Source organism: Pseudomonas sp. KBS0710, from assembly GCF_005938045.2.
Classification (GTDB): Bacteria; Pseudomonadota; Gammaproteobacteria; order Pseudomonadales; family Pseudomonadaceae; genus Aquipseudomonas.
The window spans coordinates 3612585-3634380 of the sequence record NZ_VCCF02000001.1; the positions used below are offsets into that span (position 1 = coordinate 3612585).

Below are 21796 nucleotides of genomic sequence, written 5' to 3' on the forward strand. Positions count from 1 at the left end.
CCATGCGCATTTTATGGATCCTGCCCTACTCACCCTGGCCCGCCACCAGTGGCGGCAAGACCCGCCAGTTCCACCTGCTGCGCAGCCTGGCGGCGCGTGGGCATCGGATCACCCTGCTGCTGCATGACAAGCACCCGGTGTCGCTGACCGACCGCCAGGTGCTGGAAGCCTTCCTCGAGCAAGTGATCATCCTGCCACGCCGCCCGCTGCGCAGCCTCAAGACCCTGGTGGCCGGGTTGTTGGCGCCCTACCCGCTGCTGGCCAGTGTGAATGGCTTGTCGGGTGGTTTGCAGGACACCTTCCATCAATTGCTCAACGAGCATTGGGACGTGGTGCAGATCGAGCACACCTACACCTTCCAACCCTACGAAGATGCTCTGGCGCGTAAATCCCAGCCGTTCGTGCTGACCGAACATAACGTGGAATCGGCGTTGGGCGCCGCCACTTACGACCGCCTGCCGCGCTGGGCACTGCCGTTCATTCGCTACGATCAATGGCGCTACAGCCGCTGGGAACACCGGGTGATGCGCCAGGCGGCGCAGGTGGTGGCCGTCACCGAAGCCGACGCGCAAGTGCTGGCCAGAATCGCTGGCAAACCGGTGCCGGTGGTGGTCAATGGCGTGGACTGCGATCATTTCGCCGCCGCCCATCCCGACCCGTCGACTCAGCGCGTGTTGTTCCTCGGCAACTATGAGTACGCGCCCAACGTGGACGCCATCGAGTGGGCGCTGGATGAAATCCTGCCCAAAGTCTGGGAGCGTTGCCCACAGGCGCGCATGAGTGTGTGCGGGTTCGGCATGCCTGGCAGCTGGCGCGAGCGCTGGAAAGACCCGCGCATCGAGTGGCAAGGGTTTGTGCCGAACCTGTTGAACCTGCAATCGAGCTGTTCGGTGTTCCTGGCGCCGCTGCGCCATGGCGGCGGCTCCAAATTGAAAGTGCTCGAAGCGCTGGCCGCCGGGTTGCCCCTGGCGAGCACCGAGCAAGGTGTGTCGGGCCTGGACCTGGTGGAAGGGCTGGATTACCTCGGCGGGCAAAGTGCCGAGAGCCTGGCGGACGCCGTGGTGCGCCTGCTGCAATTCCCCGAGGCCGCCGCGCCCATGGGTGAAGCCGGCCGCGCCTATGTGCGCCGTGCCCATGACTGGAGTGTCGCCGCCAGCCAGCTGGAACAGGTGTATGCCTCACTGGCACCGCTCAATCAAAAGGAGCCCGTATGCGTGTAGGCCTGGATTACCGCACCGTCGGCACCTCACCGCAGTCGGGCATCAGCCGCCAGGTGTATGCGCTCGAGGCCGCCCTGCGCACATTGCCGGGCATTGAGCTGGAGCGCTTTACCGTGGCGCCCCTGGGCGATGAAACGCGCTTGCAGGCCCACTGCCCGGCCTGGGGCTGTGCGAAAACGGCCATGCACCAGCCACACAATCGCCTGCGCTTCGAGGCCGGCTTTTTGCCACAGGCCTTGCGCGAACAGCGGATCGACCTGTACATCAGCACCTTCAATATGGGCCTGCCACTGCCACCCAAGCCCAAAGGCTTGCGCACCGTGGTATTGCTGCACGACCTGTTCCAGATCACGTTGAACAACTACCACGCCAACCGTTTGAAGGCGTTGATCTACAAAACCAGCGATCGCCTGTCGATCAGCTATGCGGTACACAGTGCCGACCGGGTGTGGACGCCGTCGCAGTACAGTGCCGATGAAACCACGCGGCTGTTTCCCAAGGCCGCGGGCAAGGTACGCGTGCTGCCCAATCAGGTCGATGGTTTTATCGAACTGGCGGCCGACCTCACCGCGCGCCAACTGCCGCCGCGCTATTGGCTGTTGGTGGGCACCCGCGAACTGCGCAAGAACGTGCCGTTTCTGGTGGACGCCTGGCAACAGGCGCGTCGGCTCTCACCTACCGTGCCGGAACTGGTATTAGTCGGCAGCCTCGACCACCTGCCCGAAGCCCAGCGCAGCCTGCCGGGGATTCGCGCCCTGAGCGGTGTATCGGATGCCGAGTTGCACGCCCTGTACCGCCAGGCCTCACGATTGTGGCAGCCGTCTTATGCCGAAGGCTTTGGCTTGCCGGTGATCGAAGCGCTGAGCGTCGGCACGCCGGTGGCGGTGGCCAGTGGCACCTCGCTGGACGAAATCACCCCGCCGTCGGCGCCGCGTTTTTCACCCACCGATAGCCCGGCGCTGGTGCAACTGATGGTGCGCCTGAGCAATCAGGCGGATGAAGACTCGCCCAAACAACACCGCCAGTGGGCAGAGCGTTTCAATCAGCATGCCTATCGCCAACGCCTGGCCGAACTGATCGAGGAATTGAAATGAGACTCTCCCTGGCAAGCCTCGTCGCCATCCTGTTCGGTCTGCTGTTCGGTGCACTCGCCTTGATGCTGTCACCGGCCAAGGCGTTTCTGGCGGTGATCGGCCTGGCCGCTGCGGTGACTATTTTGCGCTTTCCGTTCTGGGGCTTGCTGCTGTTCGCCGGGATGGCAACCTTTATGCCCTATTCCACGCTCAACCTGGGTATTCGCAGTACGGTCAGCGAAGCGATCCTGGCGCTGACCTGGGGCGCGGTGCTGTGGCACAGCTTTCTGGCCCGCGTGCCGGCCACGCCGAACCTCACACGCCGCCCCACCGACCAGATGCTGCTGTGGTTGATGCTGTTCAGCGTGTTCCCGTTTATCGTCGGCCAGGTCACCATTCATGCCGACAGCAGTGGCGTAGCGAACTGGCTGCGCTGGTTGCTGAACCTGTCGGGGGTGTTTCTGGCCGCCAAGTTGCTGGTCGACCATAAACACCGCGAATCGCTGGTGATCGCGCTGTTGCTGGGCACCCTGGCGATGCTGGTGCTGTCGATTGCAGTGTTCGTGCGCACCCGCTCGGGCGCCGGGATTGCGCCGGTGCTGGCGCTGTTTAATTACGGCAACTTCGACACCCTCAAATTCGGCCTGGAGGCGATGTCGTCGCGCATGGGCTCGCCGTGGATGCACCCGAATGCCATCGGCGGGATCATGGCCCTGCTGCTGCCCTTGGCCTTCTGCTTCGGCATGACCGAACAGGGCTGGAAGCGTGGGTTGGGCCTGGGCGTGGCGTGCCTGGGGGCGGCCGCATTGCTGCTGGCCAGTAGCCGTGGGGCGATGGTCAGCCTCGCGTTGGTGCTGATCTGGATGGCCACGCGCCGCGTGCCGTATACCGGCCGCTTGTTGATGATCGGCGCAGCGCTGACCGTGGCGCTGGTGATGGCTTATCCGCCGTTGCAGGACCGCTTGGCGACGATTTTTTCCTCGGATAACGCCAGTACCGAAATCCGTTTCGACGAATACCGCATGTTCCCCCAGGCGGTGGCAGCCTACCCGTTCGGCATCGGCTTCAAGGTCGACCCGCCGGTGCCGGGCACGCACTTTCTGGGGATCTCCAACCTGTGGCTGAACTACGTCTACAAGATCGGCATTGTAGGCATGCTGTTATTTATTGCCGTGACGGTGCGCTGGTGGCGTGAAGCCCGCCCGGAAAAAGGCCCGATCCGCCTGACCAAAGACAATGCGCTGTGGCTGGGCAGCACGGCCGGAATTCTGGCGGCGCTGGTCAGCGGTCTGTTTGACCACTACTTCAGTTTTGCCGTGGTGATGGTGTCGCTGTTCTGGCTGATGGTCGGCATCAATGTGCTGGAGGCGCGCCGACTGTTTCCGGCGCGCCTGCCGCAGGTCAAGACCGTGGTGTACCGCAAGCCGCTGCTTGACGGCGTACGGCCTTAATCATGCTCGGCTCGGCCGTCTGGCTGACGCTTGCGACCTTGCTGGGCCTGTGCCTGGGGTTCGCCCGCGAATGGCTGCTGGTGGCTGCGTGGGGCGCCGGAGAGCGCAGCGATGCGTTCCTGATCGCGCTGTTTTTGCCCGAGGCGTTGCGCATGTCGTTGGCCGGTGGCGTTTTGAGCGCCGCCGCGCTGCCGCTGTACCTGGCACGCAAGGACGGCGAACGCCTCGACTGGCTGGCAGTGCTGTTCCCGGCCTTGATGTTGATTGCGCTGGTCACCAGTCTGGTCCTGACGCTGCTGGCGCCGTGGCTGGTGCAGTTGCTGGGGCCGGGGTTGGCGGCGAGTGCCACGGCGCTGGCCGGCAGCAACCTGCAAATCGTCGCGTGGTGCGTGCCCGGCTTGATGCTGCATGCGCTGTTCAGTATTCCGTTGCAGGCCAGTGAGCGATTTGTGCTGGCGGGGCTGGGCTCATTGCTGTTCAACCTGCCGCCGGTGACCTACCTGGCGTTGGCAGGCACGGCCACGCAACCGCAGGCCCTCGCCTTGGCGTGCCTGGCCGGCAGCCTGTTGATGCCGCTGGCGTTGCTGCCGTCGATCTGGCGCCAGGGCTGGCGGCCGTGGCGCTGGCAGCTGTCTTTTGCGCCGCTGCGCGAGCTGGGCCAACGCATCGGTCCGCTGTTGCTGAGTAATGGCGCCAGCCAGGGCTTGGCCTTGATCGAACGACTGGTGGCGTCGCTGCTCGGCGAAGGCGCGGTGACCTGGGTCAACCTCGCCCGCAAGCTGATGAACCTGCCGCTGATTGCGCTGATGAGCCTCAACCAGGTGCTGCTGGGCATGATGAGCCGACGCCAAGGCGATGAGCGCCTGGCCCTGCTCAAGCGCGGGCTGGAAACCGCCAGCGTGCTGACCCTGCCGGCCGGTGTTGGTCTGGTGGCGGCGGCGCCGAGCCTGGTGGCCCTGCTGCTGCCCAAACAATCGGCGGATTCACCGTTGCCGCTGCTGCTGGCCTGGTTTGCCGTACCGCTGGTGTTTGGCGCCTGGAATGCCCTGCTGGCACGCTACGCCTATGCGGCCGGTGACACGCGCCAGCCGCTGCGTTGCGAGCTGCTCGGCAGCCTGGTCAATGTGTTGTTGCTCGGCGTGCTGCCGTTTGTGTTTGGCCTGGCGGGTATTCCCTTGGCCGCATTGGCGGGCGTGATCTGCACGGCATTACTGCTGATGCAGCGCCAGGCATTGCAAGGCGCCCTGCCCTGGGCACGGCACTGGCTGCTCAGTGCGCTGGTGATGGGCCTCGCGGCGCTGCTGCTGTTTCCAATTCAAGGCGTGTGGCTGCAACTGGGGTTGAGCACCCTGGCCGGCGCCGTGGTGTTGCTGGGCATGGGGCTGTGGCTCAAGCCATGGCGCAAGGCATGAAAGATCGGTCGGGGGCAGTCGGATGAAACATCGTTGGATTCAAATGGATATCGCCAAGGGCATCGGCATCCTGCTGATCGTGTACGGCCACAGCTGGTTCGTGGCCAACTCCCTGGAGTTGCAGTATCCGATCATCGCTTCGTTCATCTTGCCGCTGTTCTTTTTCCTCTCCGGGGTGTTCTTCAAGCCCGAGCAACCCTTTGTGGAGATGGCAGTGCGCAAGGCCGACGGCCTGCTCAAGCCGTTTTTCTTCACCATGCTGGTGTACGTGCTGGTGCGCGATGTATTGCGCGGCCAACCGCTGCTGCCGGATATCGGCGGCGTGCTGTATGCCTCGGTGGACACCATCCCCTGGCAGGCGCTGTGGTTTCTGCCGCACTTCTGGGTGGCGATTCTGTTCAGTTGGCTGATGCTGCGCCTGATCCAACGCCTGAAGCTGTCACTGCCGGTGAGTTGCTTGCTGGTCGTGGTGCAACTGCTGATCGGCATCTGGGTATTACCGTGGTTCTGGCAAATACCGGTGACGGTCGGCGGGCAGACCTGGACGCTGCCCGGCTTACCCTTCGGGCTTGAGATAACCCTGATCAGCAGCACTTACTTCATCTACGGCTACCTGCTGCGCGACTGGTTGCGTCGGCATGAAGGGTCGCTGCTGACGCTGGTGATTTCGGTGGTGTTGTTCGCAGCGGTATTCCTCTACAGCCACGACACCATGGACCTGGCGCAGCGGCGTTACGACCATTGGCTGTGGACCAGCTTGCTGGCGGTGATTGGTGTGTACGCGAGCTGGTCACTGGCGCGGGTGCTGATGGCGTCGACCCTTATAACGCGGGTGATGACGTATATCGGGCAGTCCACTTTGATTCTGCTGATCTTCCATGGGGAGATTCAGCATAAGACTGTTGCCCTGATGGAGCGTGTGGGCCTGCATCCATTCGTGTCGGCGTGCATTGGCTTGGTGGTGGCGGTGGTGGTGCCGTTGCTGATTGGGGAAGTGATCAAGCGGGTGGCGTTTTTGCGGTTTTTCTACTTTCCGTTTCCGGTGCGTAAGGCGCCAAAGCCGTTGGCACAGCGCTGACCCCATGTGGGAGCTGGCTTGCCTGCATCACAGGCAAGCCAGCTCCCACATTGGCTCAGGCATGTTCAATCATCGAGTTGTGAGGCGGCGGGTTTGCTGCCGGCCTTTGCGGGCTTGGCAGGTTTACCGTTCTTGGCCGGCGCTGCCGCAGCAGGCTCAGGCTCAGCCGGTGCAGCGAGGTCTTTTTCAGCCTGGGGCATCTGATCGATGGCGCTGAAGAACTCCTTCAAGTCGAGAGTATCCGGCGGCACGGTCTTCTCGAGTTTCTTCTCACCGTCCTTACCCACCAGAATCACCTTGGTGCCACTGCCGGCGCCCAGCTTGAGGGCACGGATCAACGCATTGGTCTCCGGTGGTGTGAGCTTCTTGTTGTCCTTGGCATCCTTGGCAAACTTCTCGCCTTCGGCGCCAATACTGCCGAACTTCACGGTGTAGAACACCATGCTGCGCTCTTCAAAGGACTGCTTGTTGGCAGGCTCGTCCAGCTGTTTCTTGAGGTTCGCCAATGTTTCATTGCCGGAATCAAGTTCCACCACCACCAGCGGTCGGGACTTGTTCAAGTCCTGCTTGAGTGGATTGATATCATCCGCGGCCAACAGCGGCCCCGTAAAAGCCATCAAGGTAGCCAGGGTCAGCGACCGGATGAGCATGCGCACCTCCTTTGAATTCCATGCAGGGTTCTTGAGTTTCATGTCTGCGACAGTCAATTTCAAGGATGATTCCTACACCTCGTTAAGAAGCGTAGGTCAGGAAGCCTGCCACGCAAGGGCTCGAATGGGGTTATCAGTCATTGTTTCTTCTGATTGCGGAACCATAACGAGGCGTTCTATTGCGGCCAATGCCGCGCAAATACCGGCGCCACCACCGGGTCGGCATCCACTTGCGCCAGCGTCTGGGCAAAGCCTGGAGCAAGGTTGTTCAACACTTCCCGCGCCGCGTCCCAACGCGACACTGCAGCCGCCATAATGCCCAGCGCGTTCGGCACATCGCCGGGGGCGAACAACTGGTCGGCAAACTGCTCGGCGAACAGCACCCAGGCCTGGTGCAGGTAGCGGCGCGTGCCGCTGACCAGTTGCGCCTGGGCGGCTTCATCCACATTGCCCAGCCAGCGTTGCGGGTAGTCGATGATGCCGACCGCCGAATAGCAATTGGCGGCGATGTATACCAGCCCACGCAAGATCTGCGCACGGTTGCCGGCGAGCAGGTCGGAGGCGGGAAACTCCAGGCCCAAGTGGATCAGGATCGCGGCGCTTTCAGTCAGTACCTGGCCATCGGGTATCACCAACGTGGGGATTTGTTTAAGTGGGTTGATGCGGGCCAGGGCGTCACTGCCTTCGCTGTCTTCCCAGGAGCTGGCATCGATTCGCCGCCACGGCACCGCGCATCGCTGCAGGGCGATTTCGATCATGCAGGAGCCGGATTCGTCGATGCCGTAGAGCGTGTACATGGGAGTTATCTCCTTATCGCTGCAGTTTGGCCTGCAAGCTGGCCTTCACCTGCGGCCATTCCGAATCGATGATGCTGAACCGCACCGAATTGCGCTTGCGCCCGTCGGGCATGATGCGTTCGTGGCGCACAATGCCCTCTTGCACGGCGCCGAGGCGCAGGATCGCGGCGCGGGATTTTTCGTTGAGTTCATCGGTGGTGAATTGCACCCGCACACAGTCGAGTACTTCGAAAGCGTAGGTCAGCAGCAGGAGCTTGGCTTCGGTGTTGATGCCGGTTTTTTGCGTGGACTCGGCCAGCCAGGTGTGGCCGATTTCCAGCTTGCGATTGACCCGATCGACCTTCCAGAACCGCGTGCTGCCCACCACCTGGCCAGTGCCTGCGCGCACCAGGGTGTAGGGGATCACGCTGCCCGCATCGCGGCCGGCCAAGGCCGTGTCGATGTAGGTGTCGATGGTGTCCGGGCCTGGCACATTGGTGACCTTGAGGTTCCACAATTGGCCGTCGGCAGCCGCTGCAAGCAAGGCGGCCTTGTGTTCGCGTTGCAGGGGCTGGAGTTCGACCGTGCTGCCGGTCAACGTGATCTGAGTCATGGAAGCTGCGCCGTCTGAGGGGGTCGTCAGAGGCCAAGAGTGCAGGCTCGCACCACGTGCAGGCAAGCGTTTTAAAACAGGCCCATTTGCCCGCCGACCAGCGTGCCGAAATCATCATTTACGAACGGCAGGATCGCATCGGCCACCGGCTGCAATTGCCGGGTGACGTAATGGTCATAGTCGATCGGCGCCTGGCGCACTTCCAGCGGCTGCGGGCCGTTGACCGTAATCACGTAGCTGATCCAGCCGCCGCGCTGGTACTGGCGCGGGCGGCCCAGACGGTCGTTGTATTCATCCGCCAGGCGTGCGGCGCGTACATGCGGCGGCACGTTGCGCTCGTAGTCGTCGAGTGGGCGGCGCAGGCGTTTGCGGTAGATCAGCAGGTCGTCGAGTTCGCCACTCAAGGTGCGCCGCACATAGTCGCGCACGTAGTCCTGATGGGGCTGACGGTGGAAGATGAGCTGATAGAGTTCCTGCTGGAATTGCCGGGCCAGGGGCGACCAGTCGCTGCGCACGGTTTCCAAGCCTTTGTAGACCATTTCTTCGCTGCCGTCGGCGCGTATCACCAAGCCGGCATAGCGCTTTTTGCTGCCCTCCTCCGCGCCGCGAATGGTCGGCATCAGGAAGCGGCTGAAGTGGGTTTCGTATTGCAGCTCCAGCGCGCTTTGCAGGCCGAACTCGTTGTACAGGTGCGCGCGCCACCAATCGTTGACGTGCTGCACCAATTCGCGGCCGATGCGGCTGGCGTCATCCGCAGCATGTGCGCTGCCGAGCCAGACAAAGGTGGAGTCGGTGTCGCCGTAGATCACGTCATACCCCTTGGCTTCAACCAGTTCGCGGGTCTGGCGCATGATCTGGTGCCCACGCATGGTGATCGAGGACGCCAGCCGCGTATCGAAGAAGCGGCAACCGCTGGAACCGAGTACGCCGTAAAACGCGTTCATGATGATTTTAAGGGCTTGGGACAGTGGAGCGTTGTGTTCACGTTTGGCCACTTCGCGGCCTTCGGAAACCCGCGCGACAATCGAGGGCAGGCAGTGCCGGGTGCGGGAAAAACGCGCGCCGCGAAAGCCCTCTACCGACTCGCTGTCGTCCGGATGCTTGAGGCCTTCAATCAGGCCCACCGGGTCGATGAGAAAACTGCGGATGATCGACGGGTAAAGGCTTTTGTAGTCCAGCACCAGCACCGATTCATAGAGGCCGGGCCGCGAGTCCATCACGAACCCGCCAGGGCTGGCCTGGGGCGGTTTGTCGCCCAGGTTCGGCGCGACGAAGCCTTGGCGGTGCATCAGCGGCATATACAGGTGCGTAAACGCCGCCACGGAGCCGCCGTTACGGTCGGCCGGCAGCCCGGTGACGCTGGCGCGTTCGAGCAGGAACTTGAGCAGCTCGGTCTTGGCGAAAATCCGCGTGACCAGCTCGCAGTCTTTGAGGTTGTAGCGCGCCAACGCCGGTTTGTCCTCGGCGAACATGCGATTGATTTCGTCCATGCGCTGGTACGGCGTGGAGATGTCCTTGCCTTCGCCGAGCAGGGTTTGCGCGACGTTTTCCAGGCTAAAGGATTCAAAACTCCAGGTGGCCGAACGCAAGGCTTCGATGCCGTCGATGATCAGCCGCCCCGCCGCGGCGGCGAAATAATGGTTGCGGCTGCCATGTTCACGCCAGGCCATGGCCTCGCCGCCGCGCCCAAGCAAGAGCGGCACGTTGAGACGCTGGGCATGTTCGTGCAATACGCGCAGGTCGAATTGCACCAGGTTCCAGCCGATGATTGCATCGGGGTCGTGGGTGGCCAGCCACTGGTTGAGGCATTCGAGCAATTGGGCGCGGGTATCGCAATAGTCGAGCTTGAAGTCCACTGCATCGGATTTGTTTGCCGGGCCGAGCATGTACACCTGGCGCTCGCCGCAGCCTTCGAGGGCGATGGAATACAGGTCGCCCTGGGCGGTGGTCTCGATGTCCAGGGATACCAGTTTGAGCGGCGGGCGGTAGTCCGGCGCGGGCTTCAACTGCGCGTCGAGCAAGGCGCCGCTGGCATCCGGCGTGCCGCCGAACCACACGGGGGCGGTGATGAAGCGCTCCATCATGTAACGCTCGGGCGGGCGCACGTCGCCTTCGTAGACGTCGACACCGGCAGCGCGCAGGCGCTTTTCCAGGTCCATCAGTTGGCGGTGCTGGCGGGTGTAGAGGCCGAGGACAGGACGATGGTGGAAATCGCACAACTGCAACGGACGCAGTTCGATCTCGCGCTCGCCCTTGAGCAGCCAGTCGAGCGGCTTGCGATGGGCTTCCGGGATAAACATCACCGAGGTTTGCACAGGTAGGCGCACACACTGTGGGCCCTGGTCGGTGGCCAGCCAGAAACTGACCTCCGTGCCCGCCGCCGTGTCGCGCCAATGCCGGGTCAGGACAAAACCCTGCTGTAAATCCACCGTGCCGCACCTCAGGAATCGCTTTAAGGGCGTGATTCTACTCGGCATCCGGGCAAACGCGATGGGCGATGGCATTTACCTTTGCGTTTGTACTCAGCGCCTGGTCCATCGCCCTTGCCTAGGCGGCCGAAGACGCGGCTGCCGCACGCACCTTTGCCGCCGCTGGTCGGCAGCTCGCGCCTGCGCGGACAACGATTTCACAAACTGGTTGCGAAACATTAATGACAATTACTATCATTCGCGCCGGAGTCGTATCCGCGCAGTGAGGAAGCGCAACGTTGTTGCCCTTTTCCTCACATGACGGTTTGCCGTCAGGATCGACCATGCCCACCTGCTCCCGACTTGTTGTGCCGTTTCGCCCTACCCTGCTCGCCCTTTGCTGCTCCATGAGCTTTGCCGCTTATGCGGCAAGCCCGGACGGCAACACACTGGAATTGGGTGCCACCACTATCAGCGCCGACGCCCCTGCCCCGAACGCATTGCCGCCGGTGTACGCGGGCGGCCAAGTGGCGCGCGGCGGCCAGTTAGGTGTGCTGGGCAACCAGGACATCATGGACGCGCCGTTCAGCATGTCTTCCTACACCGAGAAGTTGATCCGCGAGCAGCACGCGCAAACCGTCGGCGACGTGCTGCTCAATGACTCGTCCGTGCGCCAGGCATCGGGCTATGCGAACCAGGCTCAAGCCTTCGTGATTCGTGGCCTGCCGCTCAATGGTGACGATATCTCGTTCAACGGTTTGTACGGCATCCTGCCGCGCCAGATCATGTCCACCGACGCCCTGGAACGGGTTGAAGTGTTCAAAGGCCCCAACGCCTTCATCAACGGCGTGACGCCGAGCGGTTCCGGTATCGGCGGCGGCGTTAATCTGCAACCCAAGCGCGCCGATGATGTGCCGTTGCGCCGTTTGAGCACCGATATCAGCAGTGATGGCCGGGTTGGCGAGCACCTGGACATCGGCCAGCGCTTCGGTGAAGACAACCGTTTTGGCGCGCGGGTGAATATTTCCCAGCGCGAAGGCGACACCGCCATCGACGACGAAAGCCAGCGCTCGAAGCTGTTCTCGGTCGGCCTGGATTATCGCGGTGACGCCCTGCGCGTGTCCGGCGATTTTGTTTATCAGAAGCAGCAGGTCAATGGCGGGCGTAACTCGGTGTTGCTCGGCAACGGGCTGACTCACATCCCGAATGCGCCGTCCGCCGACACCAACTACGCGCCGAACTGGGGCACCACCAGCCTGGAAGATACCTTCGGCATGTTGCGCGGTGAGTACGACCTCAATGACAACTGGACCGCCTACATCGCCGGCGGCGCCAAGCACACCAATGAGCTGGGCCGCTATTCGTCTGTCACCCTCAGGGACACGCTGGGCAATGCGACGGTCAGCGGCTCGAACATTGCGCATCAGGAAGACAACACCAGCCTGATGGCCGGCCTGAACGGCAAGTTCCAGACCGGCGCGGTCAGCCACAAATTGAACCTCGGCTTGACCGGCATCTGGACCCAGACCCGCAACGCCTTTGACTTTGCCTCCGGCACCCAGCCGACCAATATTTACAACCCGGCCGATGTGACCGCTCCAGCCAAAGGAGGCTTCACCTCCGGCAGCGACCTGAATGACCCAGGCATCACCGCCAAAACCTTCGCCCGCAGCGCGGCGGTGTCGGACACCTTCGGCTTTATGGATGACCGTTTGCTGTTCACCGCCGGCTTGCGTCGCCAGGAGCTGGTGGTTCAGGGCTACGCCTATGGCACCGGCACACGCACTGCCAACTACGCCAAGGGCATCACCACGCCGGTGTATGGCCTGGTATTCAAACCGTGGGAGCATGTGTCGCTCTACGCCAACCACATCGAGGGCTTGGCGTCCGGGCCGACCGCCCCCTCCACCTTCAGCAGCGCCATCGTGACCAACGCCAACCAGACCTTCGCACCCGCGCGCTCGAAACAGACCGAGGCTGGCGTCAAGGTCGACATGGGCACCTATGGCGCAACGCTGGGTGTGTACCGAATCGAACAGCCGACCCAAGGTTTTTCCCAGCTTAATGCAGATGGCACCGCGACCTTTGTCTTCGAAGGCGAGCAAGTCAACAAAGGTGTAGAGCTGAATATCTTCGGCGAACCCGTCAGCGGCTTGCGCCTGCTGGGCGGCGCGACCATCATCCACACCGAAGTCAATGGCACGGCTAACGGCGCCAACGACGGTAACCGCGCTATTGGCGTGCCGTCCTTCCAGCTCAACGCTGGGGTGGATTGGGACGTGCCGGGCCTGCAAGGCGTGAGCGTCAATGGCCGCATGCTGCGTACCGGTGGCCAGTACGCCGATGCAGCAAACAACCTGAGCCTGCCCGCCTGGAACCGCTTCGACGTGGGTGCCCGCTACAACTTCAAAGTGGCTCAGCGTGATGTGAGCCTGGGCGCCACTGTGGAGAACGTGGCGAATACCAAGTACTGGGAATCGGCGTTGGGCGGTTATCTGACCCAAGGTGATCCGCGGGTCGCCAAGTTCTCGGCGACAGTGGACTTCTAAACGCGTTGTAACCAACTGAGTCAGCGGATTTGCGCATCGCTGGCTCAGGCGCGGCGGGCCCGGTTCAGGTAGTCTTCGATGTTGCCCATTTGCTCATCCCAACCACGGGAGTTCATCTTGAAGGCTTTCTGGCGACGGGCTTGGGGCACAGCGTCAAAACCCGATTCGACTACCCGCAGCAGGATGCCGGGGGCGCGGTCGTCGAGGGTGAACTCCACCAGGGTCGGTGTTTCCTGGTCGTAGTCGACGCCCTTTTCGACAGCGTAAGGGTGCCATCTGAATGAGAACAGGGTTTGGGGCAGTATGCGCACGATTTCTGCTTTCCACACCACATGTTCGTAGCCTGGGTAGGTGATCGGCGCCTCGATGGTTTTTCCAGCGGTAAAGGTTTCACCCTTGAGGGCGATGCCAAACCATTCACCAAATTGCTCGGCATTGGTGAGCGCTTCCCAAACCTGTTTTCGTGTAGCGTTGAGCAGGACTTTTCGTTCGATGCGATCTAACACGTGCATAAGTCACCTCCTCCATTGAAAGTAGGCGACAACAAACAATGCGCAACCTCAGGTTGTAAGCAATGATGATTGTCCCCGTCCTTGATCAGGCAATACGTGTATGACTGACCCGCTGAATGGAAGTTGCTTCTGCAAAGCCGTGCGCTATCAAATCGACAGCTTGGACATGCCCATCAGCCACTGCCATTGCGACAGTTGCCGCAAGGTGCATGCAGCTGCATTCGTGGCCACGGCCGGGGTGATGCGCGAGCACTTTTGCTGGACGCAGGGGCAGGCGCTACTGTCGTCTTTTGAATCTTCACCGGGCAAGCTCCGGCATTTCTGCTCACGCTGCGGCTCACACCTGATGGCTGAGCGTGGGCATCAGCCCCATGTGATTGTGCGGGTGGCGACGCTGGACGACGACCCTGGCGTGCGGCCCACCTCGCACATCTGGACGGCCCATGAGGTGCCCTGGCTTGCTTACGCAGGCGTAGAGCACTGGGATGAGTGGAAGACCTGATTAGACGTGCGGGTCACCGGGCGCCTTGGCGGGCGTCGCGTATTGCGGCTTGAGATGGCCTTCCTGGTCAAGCAGCCAGGCGTCCATGATCTGCCGCACCACCGGGCCCGCCACGCGGCCACCGGCCTCGCCGTTTTCGATCATCACCGAGATCACGATTTTGGGATGTTCGGCCGGCGCAAAGCCGACGAACAAGGCGTTGTCACGATGGCGCTCCAAGGTTTTGTTACGGTTGTAACGCTCACCTTGCTTGATCGCTACCACCTGCGCCGTACCACTCTTGCCGGCGATGCGGTATTGCGCGCCAACCGCCGATGCACGGGCGATACCCCGTGGGTCGTGCATCACCAGCTGCATGCCATGGTTGACCTGTTCCCAGTCACGCGGATCCTTGAGTACCACGTTAGGCATCGGGTTTTCGTCCACCGGCGGTACACCGTTGATGGTCTTGGCCAGGTGCGGTCGGTTCCACACACCTTTGTTGGCGATCAGCGCTGTGGCTTGAGCCAACTGCAACGGCGTGACCTGCATGTAACCCTGGCCGATGCCGAGGATCACCGTTTCGCCCGGGAACCAGGGTTGGCGCCGCGTCGCGCGCTTCCAGGCCTGGGAAGGCATCAGGCCGGCTGATTCCTCGAACATATCGAGGGAGACTTTCTGACCGAGGCCGAACTCGGCCAGGTAGTCGTGCAGTCGATCGATACCCAGCTTGTGGGCCAGGTCGTAAAAGTAGGTGTCGTTGGAGCGCATGATCGCCGCATCCATGTCTACCCAGCCGTCACCGCTGTGGTTCCAGTTGCGGTATTTGTGGTCAAAATCGGGCAATTGATAATAACCGGGGTCGAACACTCGGGTTTGCGCGGTCACTACACCACTGTCGAGACCGGCGATGGCCACTTCCGGCTTGATGGTCGAGCCGGGCGCGTAAAGCCCGCGCAGCACGCGGTTAAACAGCGGTCGGTCGATGGAATCGTGCAGCGCGGCATATTCCTTGAAGCTGATGCCGGTAACGAACAGGTTCGGGTCAAAGCTCGGCTTGCTGACCATGGCCAGCACTTCACCGGTCTGCGGGTCTAGGGCCACCACCGAACCGCGGCGATCGCCCAGGGCCTCTTCTGCCGCTTCCTGGAGTTTGACGTCGAGGCTCAGCACGATGTTTTTGCCGGGGATCGGGTCGGTATGCTTGAGTACGCGCAACACGCGGCCCTGGGCGTTGGTCTCGACTTCTTCATAGCCGACATGGCCGTGCAGCTCGGACTCGTAGAAACGCTCGATACCGGTCTTGCCGATGGACTGGGTACCGCGGTACTCCACCGAGTCGAGGGCTTTGGATTCTTTTTCGTTGATTCGGCCAACATAGCCAATCGAGTGGGCAAAATGCGCGCCCAACGGGTAATGCCGTACGAACTGCGGTTCGACATCGACGCCCGGCAAGCGGAACTCGTTAACAGCCAGCACGGCAATCTGCTCTTCGGTCAATTCGTAGAACAGCGTTACCGGCACAAACGGATGGCGGGCTTGTTTCAATGCCTTGTCGAACACCGCGCGGTCTTCGGCGGGTAAGTGCAACAGGCTGACGATAGCGTCCAGCTCGCCCTTGAGGTCAGTGGTGCGCTCACGGGTGATGGTCAGGTTGTAGCTGGGACGGTTGTCGGCCAGCACTACGCCATTGCGGTCATAAATCAGCCCGCGCGTCGGCGTGATCGGCAGTACGTGGACCCGGTTGTTCTCGGAAATCGTCGAGTGATAGTCGTACTGCACCACCTGCAGGAAATACATGCGCCCGACCAGGGCGCAAGTAATACCAATCACCAACAGTGCGCAGGCGAGCAAGCGCTTGTTGACCAGGCGGTTTTCTTTTTCGTGATCCTTGATCGGTATCGGTTCAGGCATTGCTACAGCATCTCGTTGAAGAAGGTGGACGCCGCTTCCTGCGGATGAAAGATCAATCCTTGTGAAAATGTGCTGCACCATACCAAAAATGCAGAAACACTTTGCATCGATTTCCCCAACGGCATGCTGTTTTGTCAGACAGGGACGGATTTTGGCCGCAAAAGGCCCCAATCACGCAAGTACGATCAATCAGATGCCTCTCCAGCATTGTGCAGGGTGAGAGTGATGATGCCGATCTGGATGATGCCGATTCAGCTGCTCAAAGCGCGGAGGTTTTGAAGTGAGCTATGGTTTTCGACCGCCCAAAACAAAACCCCTGATTGCGTTAGCAATCAGGGGTTTCGGAATTTAATCTTGACGATGACCTACTCTCACATGGGGAAACCCCACACTACCATCGGCGATGCATCGTTTCACTACTGAGTTCGGGATGGGATCAGGTGGTTCCAATGCTCTATGGTCGTCAAGAAATTCGGGTACTGAGTCGTAGCCAGTCGGCTTCGCTTCAGCAAATTGGGTATGTGACAGCTTTCGGTGTTTTGTGAGCGTCGAACTTTCGGTTCATCTCGTCTTCACACACCGCAATCTGATGCTCGTTAGAGTAGTCAAATTGCTTGGGTGTTATATGGTCAAGCCTCACGGGCAATTAGTATTGGTTAGCTCAACGCCTCACAGCGCTTACACACCCAACCTATCAACGTCGTAGTCTTCGACGGCCCTTCAGGGAACTCAAGGTTCCAGTGAGATCTCATCTTGAGGCTAGTTTCCCGCTTAGATGCTTTCAGCGGTTATCTATTCCGAACATAGCTACCCGGCAATGCCACTGGCGTGACAACCGGAACACCAGAGGTTCGTCCACTCCGGTCCTCTCGTACTAGGAGCAGCCCCTCTCAAATCTCAAACGTCCACGGCAGATAGGGACCGAACTGTCTCACGACGTTCTAAACCCAGCTCGCGTACCACTTTAAATGGCGAACAGCCATACCCTTGGGACCGGCTTCAGCCCCAGGATGTGATGAGCCGACATCGAGGTGCCAAACACCGCCGTCGATATGAACTCTTGGGCGGTATCAGCCTGTTATCCCCGGAGTACCTTTTATCCGTTGAGCGATGGCCCTTCCATACAGAACCACCGGATCACTAAGACCTACTTTCGTACCTGCTCGACGTGTCTGTCTCGCAGTCAAGCGCGCTTTTGCCTTTATACTCTACGACCGATTTCCGACCGGTCTGAGCGCACCTTCGTACTCCTCCGTTACTCTTTAGGAGGAGACCGCCCCAGTCAAACTACCCACCATACACTGTCCTCGATCCGGATAACGGACCTGAGTTAGAACCTCAAAGTTGCCAGGGTGGTATTTCAAGGTTGGCTCCACGCAGACTGGCGTCCACGCTTCAAAGCCTCCCACCTATCCTACACAAGCAAATTCAAAGTCCAGTGCAAAGCTATAGTAAAGGTTCACGGGGTCTTTCCGTCTAGCCGCGGATACACTGCATCTTCACAGCGATTTCAATTTCACTGAGTCTCGGGTGGAGACAGCGCCGCCATCGTTACGCCATTCGTGCAGGTCGGAACTTACCCGACAAGGAATTTCGCTACCTTAGGACCGTTATAGTTACGGCCGCCGTTTACCGGGGCTTCGATCAAGAGCTTCGCGTTAGCTAACCCCATCAATTAACCTTCCGGCACCGGGCAGGCGTCACACCCTATACGTCCACTTTCGTGTTTGCAGAGTGCTGTGTTTTTAATAAACAGTCGCAGCGGCCTGGTATCTTCGACCGGCATGAGCTTACGGAGCAAGTCCTTCACCCTCACCGGCGCACCTTCTCCCGAAGTTACGGTGCCATTTTGCCTAGTTCCTTCACCCGAGTTCTCTCAAGCGCCTTGGTATTCTCTACCCAACCACCTGTGTCGGTTTGGGGTACGGTTCCTGGTTACCTGAAGCTTAGAAGCTTTTCTTGGAAGCATGGCATCAACCACTTCGTTAACTAAAAGTTAACTCGTCATCAGCTCTCGGCCTTAGAATCCCGGATTTACCTAAGATTCCAGCCTACCACCTTAAACTTGGACAACCAACGCCAAGCTGGCCTAGCCTTCTCCGTCCCTCCATCGCAATAACCAGAAGTACAGGAATATTAACCTGTTTTCCATCGACTACGCTTTTCAGCCTCGCCTTAGGGACCGACTAACCCTGCGTCGATTAACGTTGCGCAGGAAACCTTGGTCTTTCGGCGTGGGTGTTTTTCACACCCATTGTCGTTACTCATGTCAGCATTCGCACTTCTGATACCTCCAGCAAGCTTCTCAACTCACCTTCACAGGCTTACAGAACGCTCCTCTACCGCATCACTTACGTGATACCCGTAGCTTCGGTGTATGGTTTGAGCCCCGTTACATCTTCCGCGCAGGCCGACTCGACTAGTGAGCTATTACGCTTTCTTTAAAGGGTGGCTGCTTCTAAGCCAACCTCCTAGCTGTCTAAGCCTTCCCACATCGTTTCCCACTTAACCATAACTTTGGGACCTTAGCTGACGGTCTGGGTTGTTTCCCTTTTCACGACGGACGTTAGCACCCGCCGTGTGTCTCCCATGCTCGGCACTTGTAGGTATTCGGAGTTTGCATCGGTTTGGTAAGTCGGGATGACCCCCTAGCCGAAACAGTGCTCTACCCCCTACAGTGATACATGAGGCGCTACCTAAATAGCTTTCGAGGAGAACCAGCTATCTCCGAGCTTGATTAGCCTTTCACTCCGATCCACAGGTCATCCGCTAACTTTTCAACGGTAGTCGGTTCGGTCCTCCAGTTAGTGTTACCCAACCTTCAACCTGCCCATGGATAGATCGCCCGGTTTCGGGTCTATTCCCAGCGACTAGACGCCCTATTAAGACTCGCTTTCGCTACGCCTCCCCTATTCGGTTAAGCTCGCCACTGAAAATAAGTCGCTGACCCATTATACAAAAGGTACGCAGTCACCTAACAAAGTAGGCTCCCACTGCTTGTACGCATACGGTTTCAGGATCTATTTCACTCCCCTCTCCGGGGTTCTTTTCGCCTTTCCCTCACGGTACTAGTTCACTATCGGTCAGTCAGTAGTATTTAGCCTTGGAGGATGGTCCCCCCATATTCAGACAAAGTTTCTCGTGCTCCGTCCTACTCGATTTCATGACTAAGAGATTTTCGCGTACAGGGCTATCACCCACTATGGCCGCACTTTCCAGAGCGTTCCGCTAATCTCAAAGCCACTTAAGGGCTAGTCCCCGTTCGCTCGCCACTACTAAGGGAATCTCGGTTGATTTCTTTTCCTCAGGGTACTTAGATGTTTCAGTTCCCCTGGTTCGCCTCTTACGCCTATGTATTCAGCGTAAGATAACCATCTTATGATGGCTGGGTTCCCCCATTCAGACATCTCCGGATCAAAGTCTGTTTGCCGACTCCCCGAAGCTTTTCGCAGGCTACCACGTCTTTCATCGCCTCTGACTGCCAAGGCATCCACCGTATGCGCTTCTTCACTTGACCATATAACCCCAAGCAATCTGGTTATACTGTGAAGACAACATTCGCCGAAAATTCGAATTTCTCAATTAAGAGAACTCACAAATTTTACCTTAGCCTGATCCGTTACCAGTGAAAGTAACGTTCAGTCTATCTTTCTATCACATACCCAAATTTTTAAAGAACGATCTAATCAAAGACTAGAAATCAATATTCACTTCAGAATATTCATTTCTAAACTCTAACAGCAGAAGCAGTTAATGGTGGAGCCAAACGGGATCGAACCGTTGACCTCCTGCGTGCAAGGCAGGCGCTCTCCCAGCTGAGCTATGGCCCCATAACAAAATTGGTGGGTCTGGGCAGATTCGAACTGCCGACCTCACCCTTATCAGGGGTGCGCTCTAACCAACTGAGCTACAGACCCAATTTCGAGCGTCACTGATTAGCTAAGAGCTATCAGCTTGGAGCTTAAAGCTGCTTCTATCGTCTTCTTCAATGAATCAAGCAATTCGTGTGGGAACTTATGGAGCAGCTGATGTCGTCGATTAAGGAGGTGATCCAGCCGCAGGTTCCCCTACGGCTACCTTGTTACGACTTCACCCCAGTCATGAATCACACCGTGGTAACCGTCCTCCCGAAGGTTAGACTAGCTACTTCTGGTGCAACCCACTCCCATGGTGTGACGGGCGGTGTGTACAAGGCCCGGGAACGTATTCACCGCGACATTCTGATTCGCGATTACTAGCGATTCCGACTTCACGCAGTCGAGTTGCAGACTGCGATCCGGACTACGATCGGTTTTATGGGATTAGCTCCACCTCGCGGCTTGGCAACCCTCTGTACCGACCATTGTAGCACGTGTGTAGCCCAGGCCGTAAGGGCCATGATGACTTGACGTCATCCCCACCTTCCTCCGGTTTGTCACCGGCAGTCTCCTTAGAGTGCCCACCATTACGTGCTGGTAACTAAGGACAAGGGTTGCGCTCGTTACGGGACTTAACCCAACATCTCACGACACGAGCTGACGACAGCCATGCAGCACCTGTCTCAATGTTCCCGAAGGCACCAATCTATCTCTAGAAAGTTCATTGGATGTCAAGGCCTGGTAAGGTTCTTCGCGTTGCTTCGAATTAAACCACATGCTCCACCGCTTGTGCGGGCCCCCGTCAATTCATTTGAGTTTTAACCTTGCGGCCGTACTCCCCAGGCGGTCAACTTAATGCGTTAGCTGCGCCACTAAAAGCTCAAGGCTTCCAACGGCTAGTTGACATCGTTTACGGCGTGGACTACCAGGGTATCTAATCCTGTTTGCTCCCCACGCTTTCGCACCTCAGTGTCAGTATTAGTCCAGGTGGTCGCCTTCGCCACTGGTGTTCCTTCCTATATCTACGCATTTCACCGCTACACAGGAAATTCCACCACCCTCTACCATACTCTAGTCAGTCAGTTTTGAATGCAGTTCCCAGGTTGAGCCCGGGGATTTCACATCCAACTTAACAAACCACCTACGCGCGCTTTACGCCCAGTAATTCCGATTAACGCTTGCACCCTCTGTATTACCGCGGCTGCTGGCACAGAGTTAGCCGGTGCTTATTCTGTCGGTAACGTCAAAACAGCAAAGTATTAATTTACTGCCCTTCCTCCCAACTTAAAGTGCTTTACAATCCGAAGACCTTCTTCACACACGCGGCATGGCTGGATCAGGCTTTCGCCCATTGTCCAATATTCCCCACTGCTGCCTCCCGTAGGAGTCTGGACCGTGTCTCAGTTCCAGTGTGACTGATCATCCTCTCAGACCAGTTACGGATCGTCGCCTTGGTGAGCCATTACCTCACCAACTAGCTAATCCGACCTAGGCTCATCTGATAGCGCAAGGCCCGAAGGTCCCCTGCTTTCTCCCGTAGGACGTATGCGGTATTAGCGTCCGTTTCCGAACGTTATCCCCCACTACCAGGCAGATTCCTAGGCATTACTCACCCGTCCGCCGCTCTCAAGAGAAGCAAGCTTCTCTCTACCGCTCGACTTGCATGTGTTAGGCCTGCCGCCAGCGTTCAATCTGAGCCATGATCAAACTCTTCAGTTCAAACATCTTTGGGTTTTTAAGAAACCCTAAACTTGGCTCAGCAATCGTTGGTTACATCTTTGATTTCTCGCGGAGTAACTTGT

General features: G+C 59.1%; 13 protein-coding genes, 2 tRNA genes and 3 rRNA genes. 7 read left to right on the forward strand and 11 right to left on the reverse strand.

What is annotated here, in order from left to right; genetic code table 11:
* The first annotated feature begins 2 nt into the window (after positions 1 to 2).
* Genes FFI16_RS16245 through FFI16_RS16265 form a run of 5 tightly spaced genes read left to right on the forward strand, consistent with a single transcriptional unit; the run spans position 3 to position 6234 of the window.
* Positions 3 to 1220, forward strand: coding sequence for a glycosyltransferase family 4 protein (locus FFI16_RS16245; RefSeq protein WP_138815435.1), 1218 nt, complete (start codon positions 3 to 5; stop codon positions 1218 to 1220).
* Complete coding sequence (locus tag FFI16_RS16250) at positions 1211 to 2314, forward strand: glycosyltransferase family 1 protein (protein ID WP_138815434.1); 1104 nt, start codon at positions 1211 to 1213, stop codon at positions 2312 to 2314. Before FFI16_RS16245 ends, FFI16_RS16250 begins: the two co-directional genes overlap by 10 nt.
* The gene (locus tag FFI16_RS16255; RefSeq protein ID WP_138815433.1) at positions 2311 to 3744 is read left to right on the forward strand and encodes an O-antigen ligase; all 1434 of its coding nucleotides are present in this window, start codon (positions 2311 to 2313) and stop codon (positions 3742 to 3744) included. The genes FFI16_RS16250 and FFI16_RS16255 overlap by 4 nt, the downstream gene beginning before the upstream one ends.
* Before the next feature lie 2 nt (positions 3745 to 3746).
* On the forward strand, positions 3747 to 5156 hold the full coding sequence (gene murJ, locus FFI16_RS16260) for a murein biosynthesis integral membrane protein MurJ (protein WP_138815432.1): 1410 nt from the start codon (positions 3747 to 3749) through the stop codon (positions 5154 to 5156).
* A gap of 22 nt (positions 5157 to 5178) precedes the next feature.
* Positions 5179 to 6234, forward strand: a complete 1056-nt coding sequence (locus FFI16_RS16265; RefSeq protein ID WP_138815431.1) for an acyltransferase family protein — start codon at positions 5179 to 5181, stop codon at positions 6232 to 6234.
* Positions 6235 to 6299: 65 nt separating this feature from the next.
* Here the strand turns inward: FFI16_RS16265 and FFI16_RS16270 are convergent, their stop codons facing one another.
* The 4 genes from FFI16_RS16270 to FFI16_RS16285 form a co-directional block, all read right to left on the reverse strand.
* Positions 6300 to 6884: a DUF4174 domain-containing protein gene (locus FFI16_RS16270; RefSeq protein ID WP_138815430.1), complete on the reverse strand. Its 585-nt coding sequence runs from the start codon at positions 6882 to 6884 to the stop codon at positions 6300 to 6302.
* 176 nt (positions 6885 to 7060) lie between these two features.
* Positions 7061 to 7681, reverse strand: a complete 621-nt coding sequence (locus FFI16_RS16275; protein ID WP_138815429.1) for a glutathione S-transferase N-terminal domain-containing protein — start codon at positions 7679 to 7681, stop codon at positions 7061 to 7063.
* A gap of 13 nt (positions 7682 to 7694) precedes the next feature.
* A complete protein-coding gene (locus tag FFI16_RS16280) occupies positions 7695 to 8273 on the reverse strand; it encodes a GNAT family N-acetyltransferase (RefSeq protein ID WP_138815428.1) in 579 nt (192 codons plus the stop codon).
* 71 nt (positions 8274 to 8344) lie between these two features.
* Positions 8345 to 10702, reverse strand: a complete 2358-nt coding sequence (locus tag FFI16_RS16285; protein ID WP_138815427.1) for a DNA polymerase II — start codon at positions 10700 to 10702, stop codon at positions 8345 to 8347.
* A gap of 323 nt (positions 10703 to 11025) precedes the next feature.
* Here FFI16_RS16285 and FFI16_RS16290 point away from each other — a divergent pair, with 323 nt between their 5' ends.
* The gene (locus FFI16_RS16290) at positions 11026 to 13230 is read left to right on the forward strand and encodes a TonB-dependent siderophore receptor (RefSeq protein WP_138815426.1); all 2205 of its coding nucleotides are present in this window, start codon (positions 11026 to 11028) and stop codon (positions 13228 to 13230) included.
* 44 nt (positions 13231 to 13274) lie between these two features.
* Here FFI16_RS16290 and FFI16_RS16295 read toward each other — a convergent pair whose 3' ends face one another.
* The gene (locus FFI16_RS16295; RefSeq protein WP_138815425.1) at positions 13275 to 13742 is read right to left on the reverse strand and encodes an SRPBCC family protein; all 468 of its coding nucleotides are present in this window, start codon (positions 13740 to 13742) and stop codon (positions 13275 to 13277) included.
* Positions 13743 to 13842: 100 nt separating this feature from the next.
* Here FFI16_RS16295 and FFI16_RS16300 point away from each other — a divergent pair, with 100 nt between their 5' ends.
* Complete coding sequence (locus FFI16_RS16300) at positions 13843 to 14244, forward strand: GFA family protein (RefSeq protein WP_138815424.1); 402 nt, start codon at positions 13843 to 13845, stop codon at positions 14242 to 14244.
* Here the strand turns inward: FFI16_RS16300 and mrdA are convergent, their stop codons facing one another.
* From mrdA to FFI16_RS16330, 6 genes are all read right to left on the reverse strand, one after another.
* Positions 14245 to 16137 (reverse strand): penicillin-binding protein 2, encoded by a 1893-nt coding sequence (mrdA, locus tag FFI16_RS16305; RefSeq protein ID WP_138815423.1) that lies wholly within the window; start codon positions 16135 to 16137, stop codon positions 14245 to 14247.
* Between the two features lie 352 nt (positions 16138 to 16489).
* A 5S ribosomal RNA gene (rrf, locus tag FFI16_RS16310) occupies positions 16490 to 16605 on the reverse strand.
* Positions 16606 to 16762: 157 nt separating this feature from the next.
* Positions 16763 to 19654: ribosomal RNA gene (locus FFI16_RS16315) — 23S ribosomal RNA — on the reverse strand.
* 237 nt (positions 19655 to 19891) lie between these two features.
* Positions 19892 to 19967 (reverse strand) — tRNA-Ala (locus FFI16_RS16320).
* 10 nt (positions 19968 to 19977) lie between these two features.
* Positions 19978 to 20054 (reverse strand) — tRNA-Ile (locus tag FFI16_RS16325).
* A gap of 122 nt (positions 20055 to 20176) precedes the next feature.
* Positions 20177 to 21713 (reverse strand): 16S ribosomal RNA (locus FFI16_RS16330).
* The 16S, 23S and 5S rRNA genes sit together here with 2 tRNA genes alongside, the layout of an rRNA operon.
* Between the last annotated feature and the right edge of the window lie 83 nt (positions 21714 to 21796).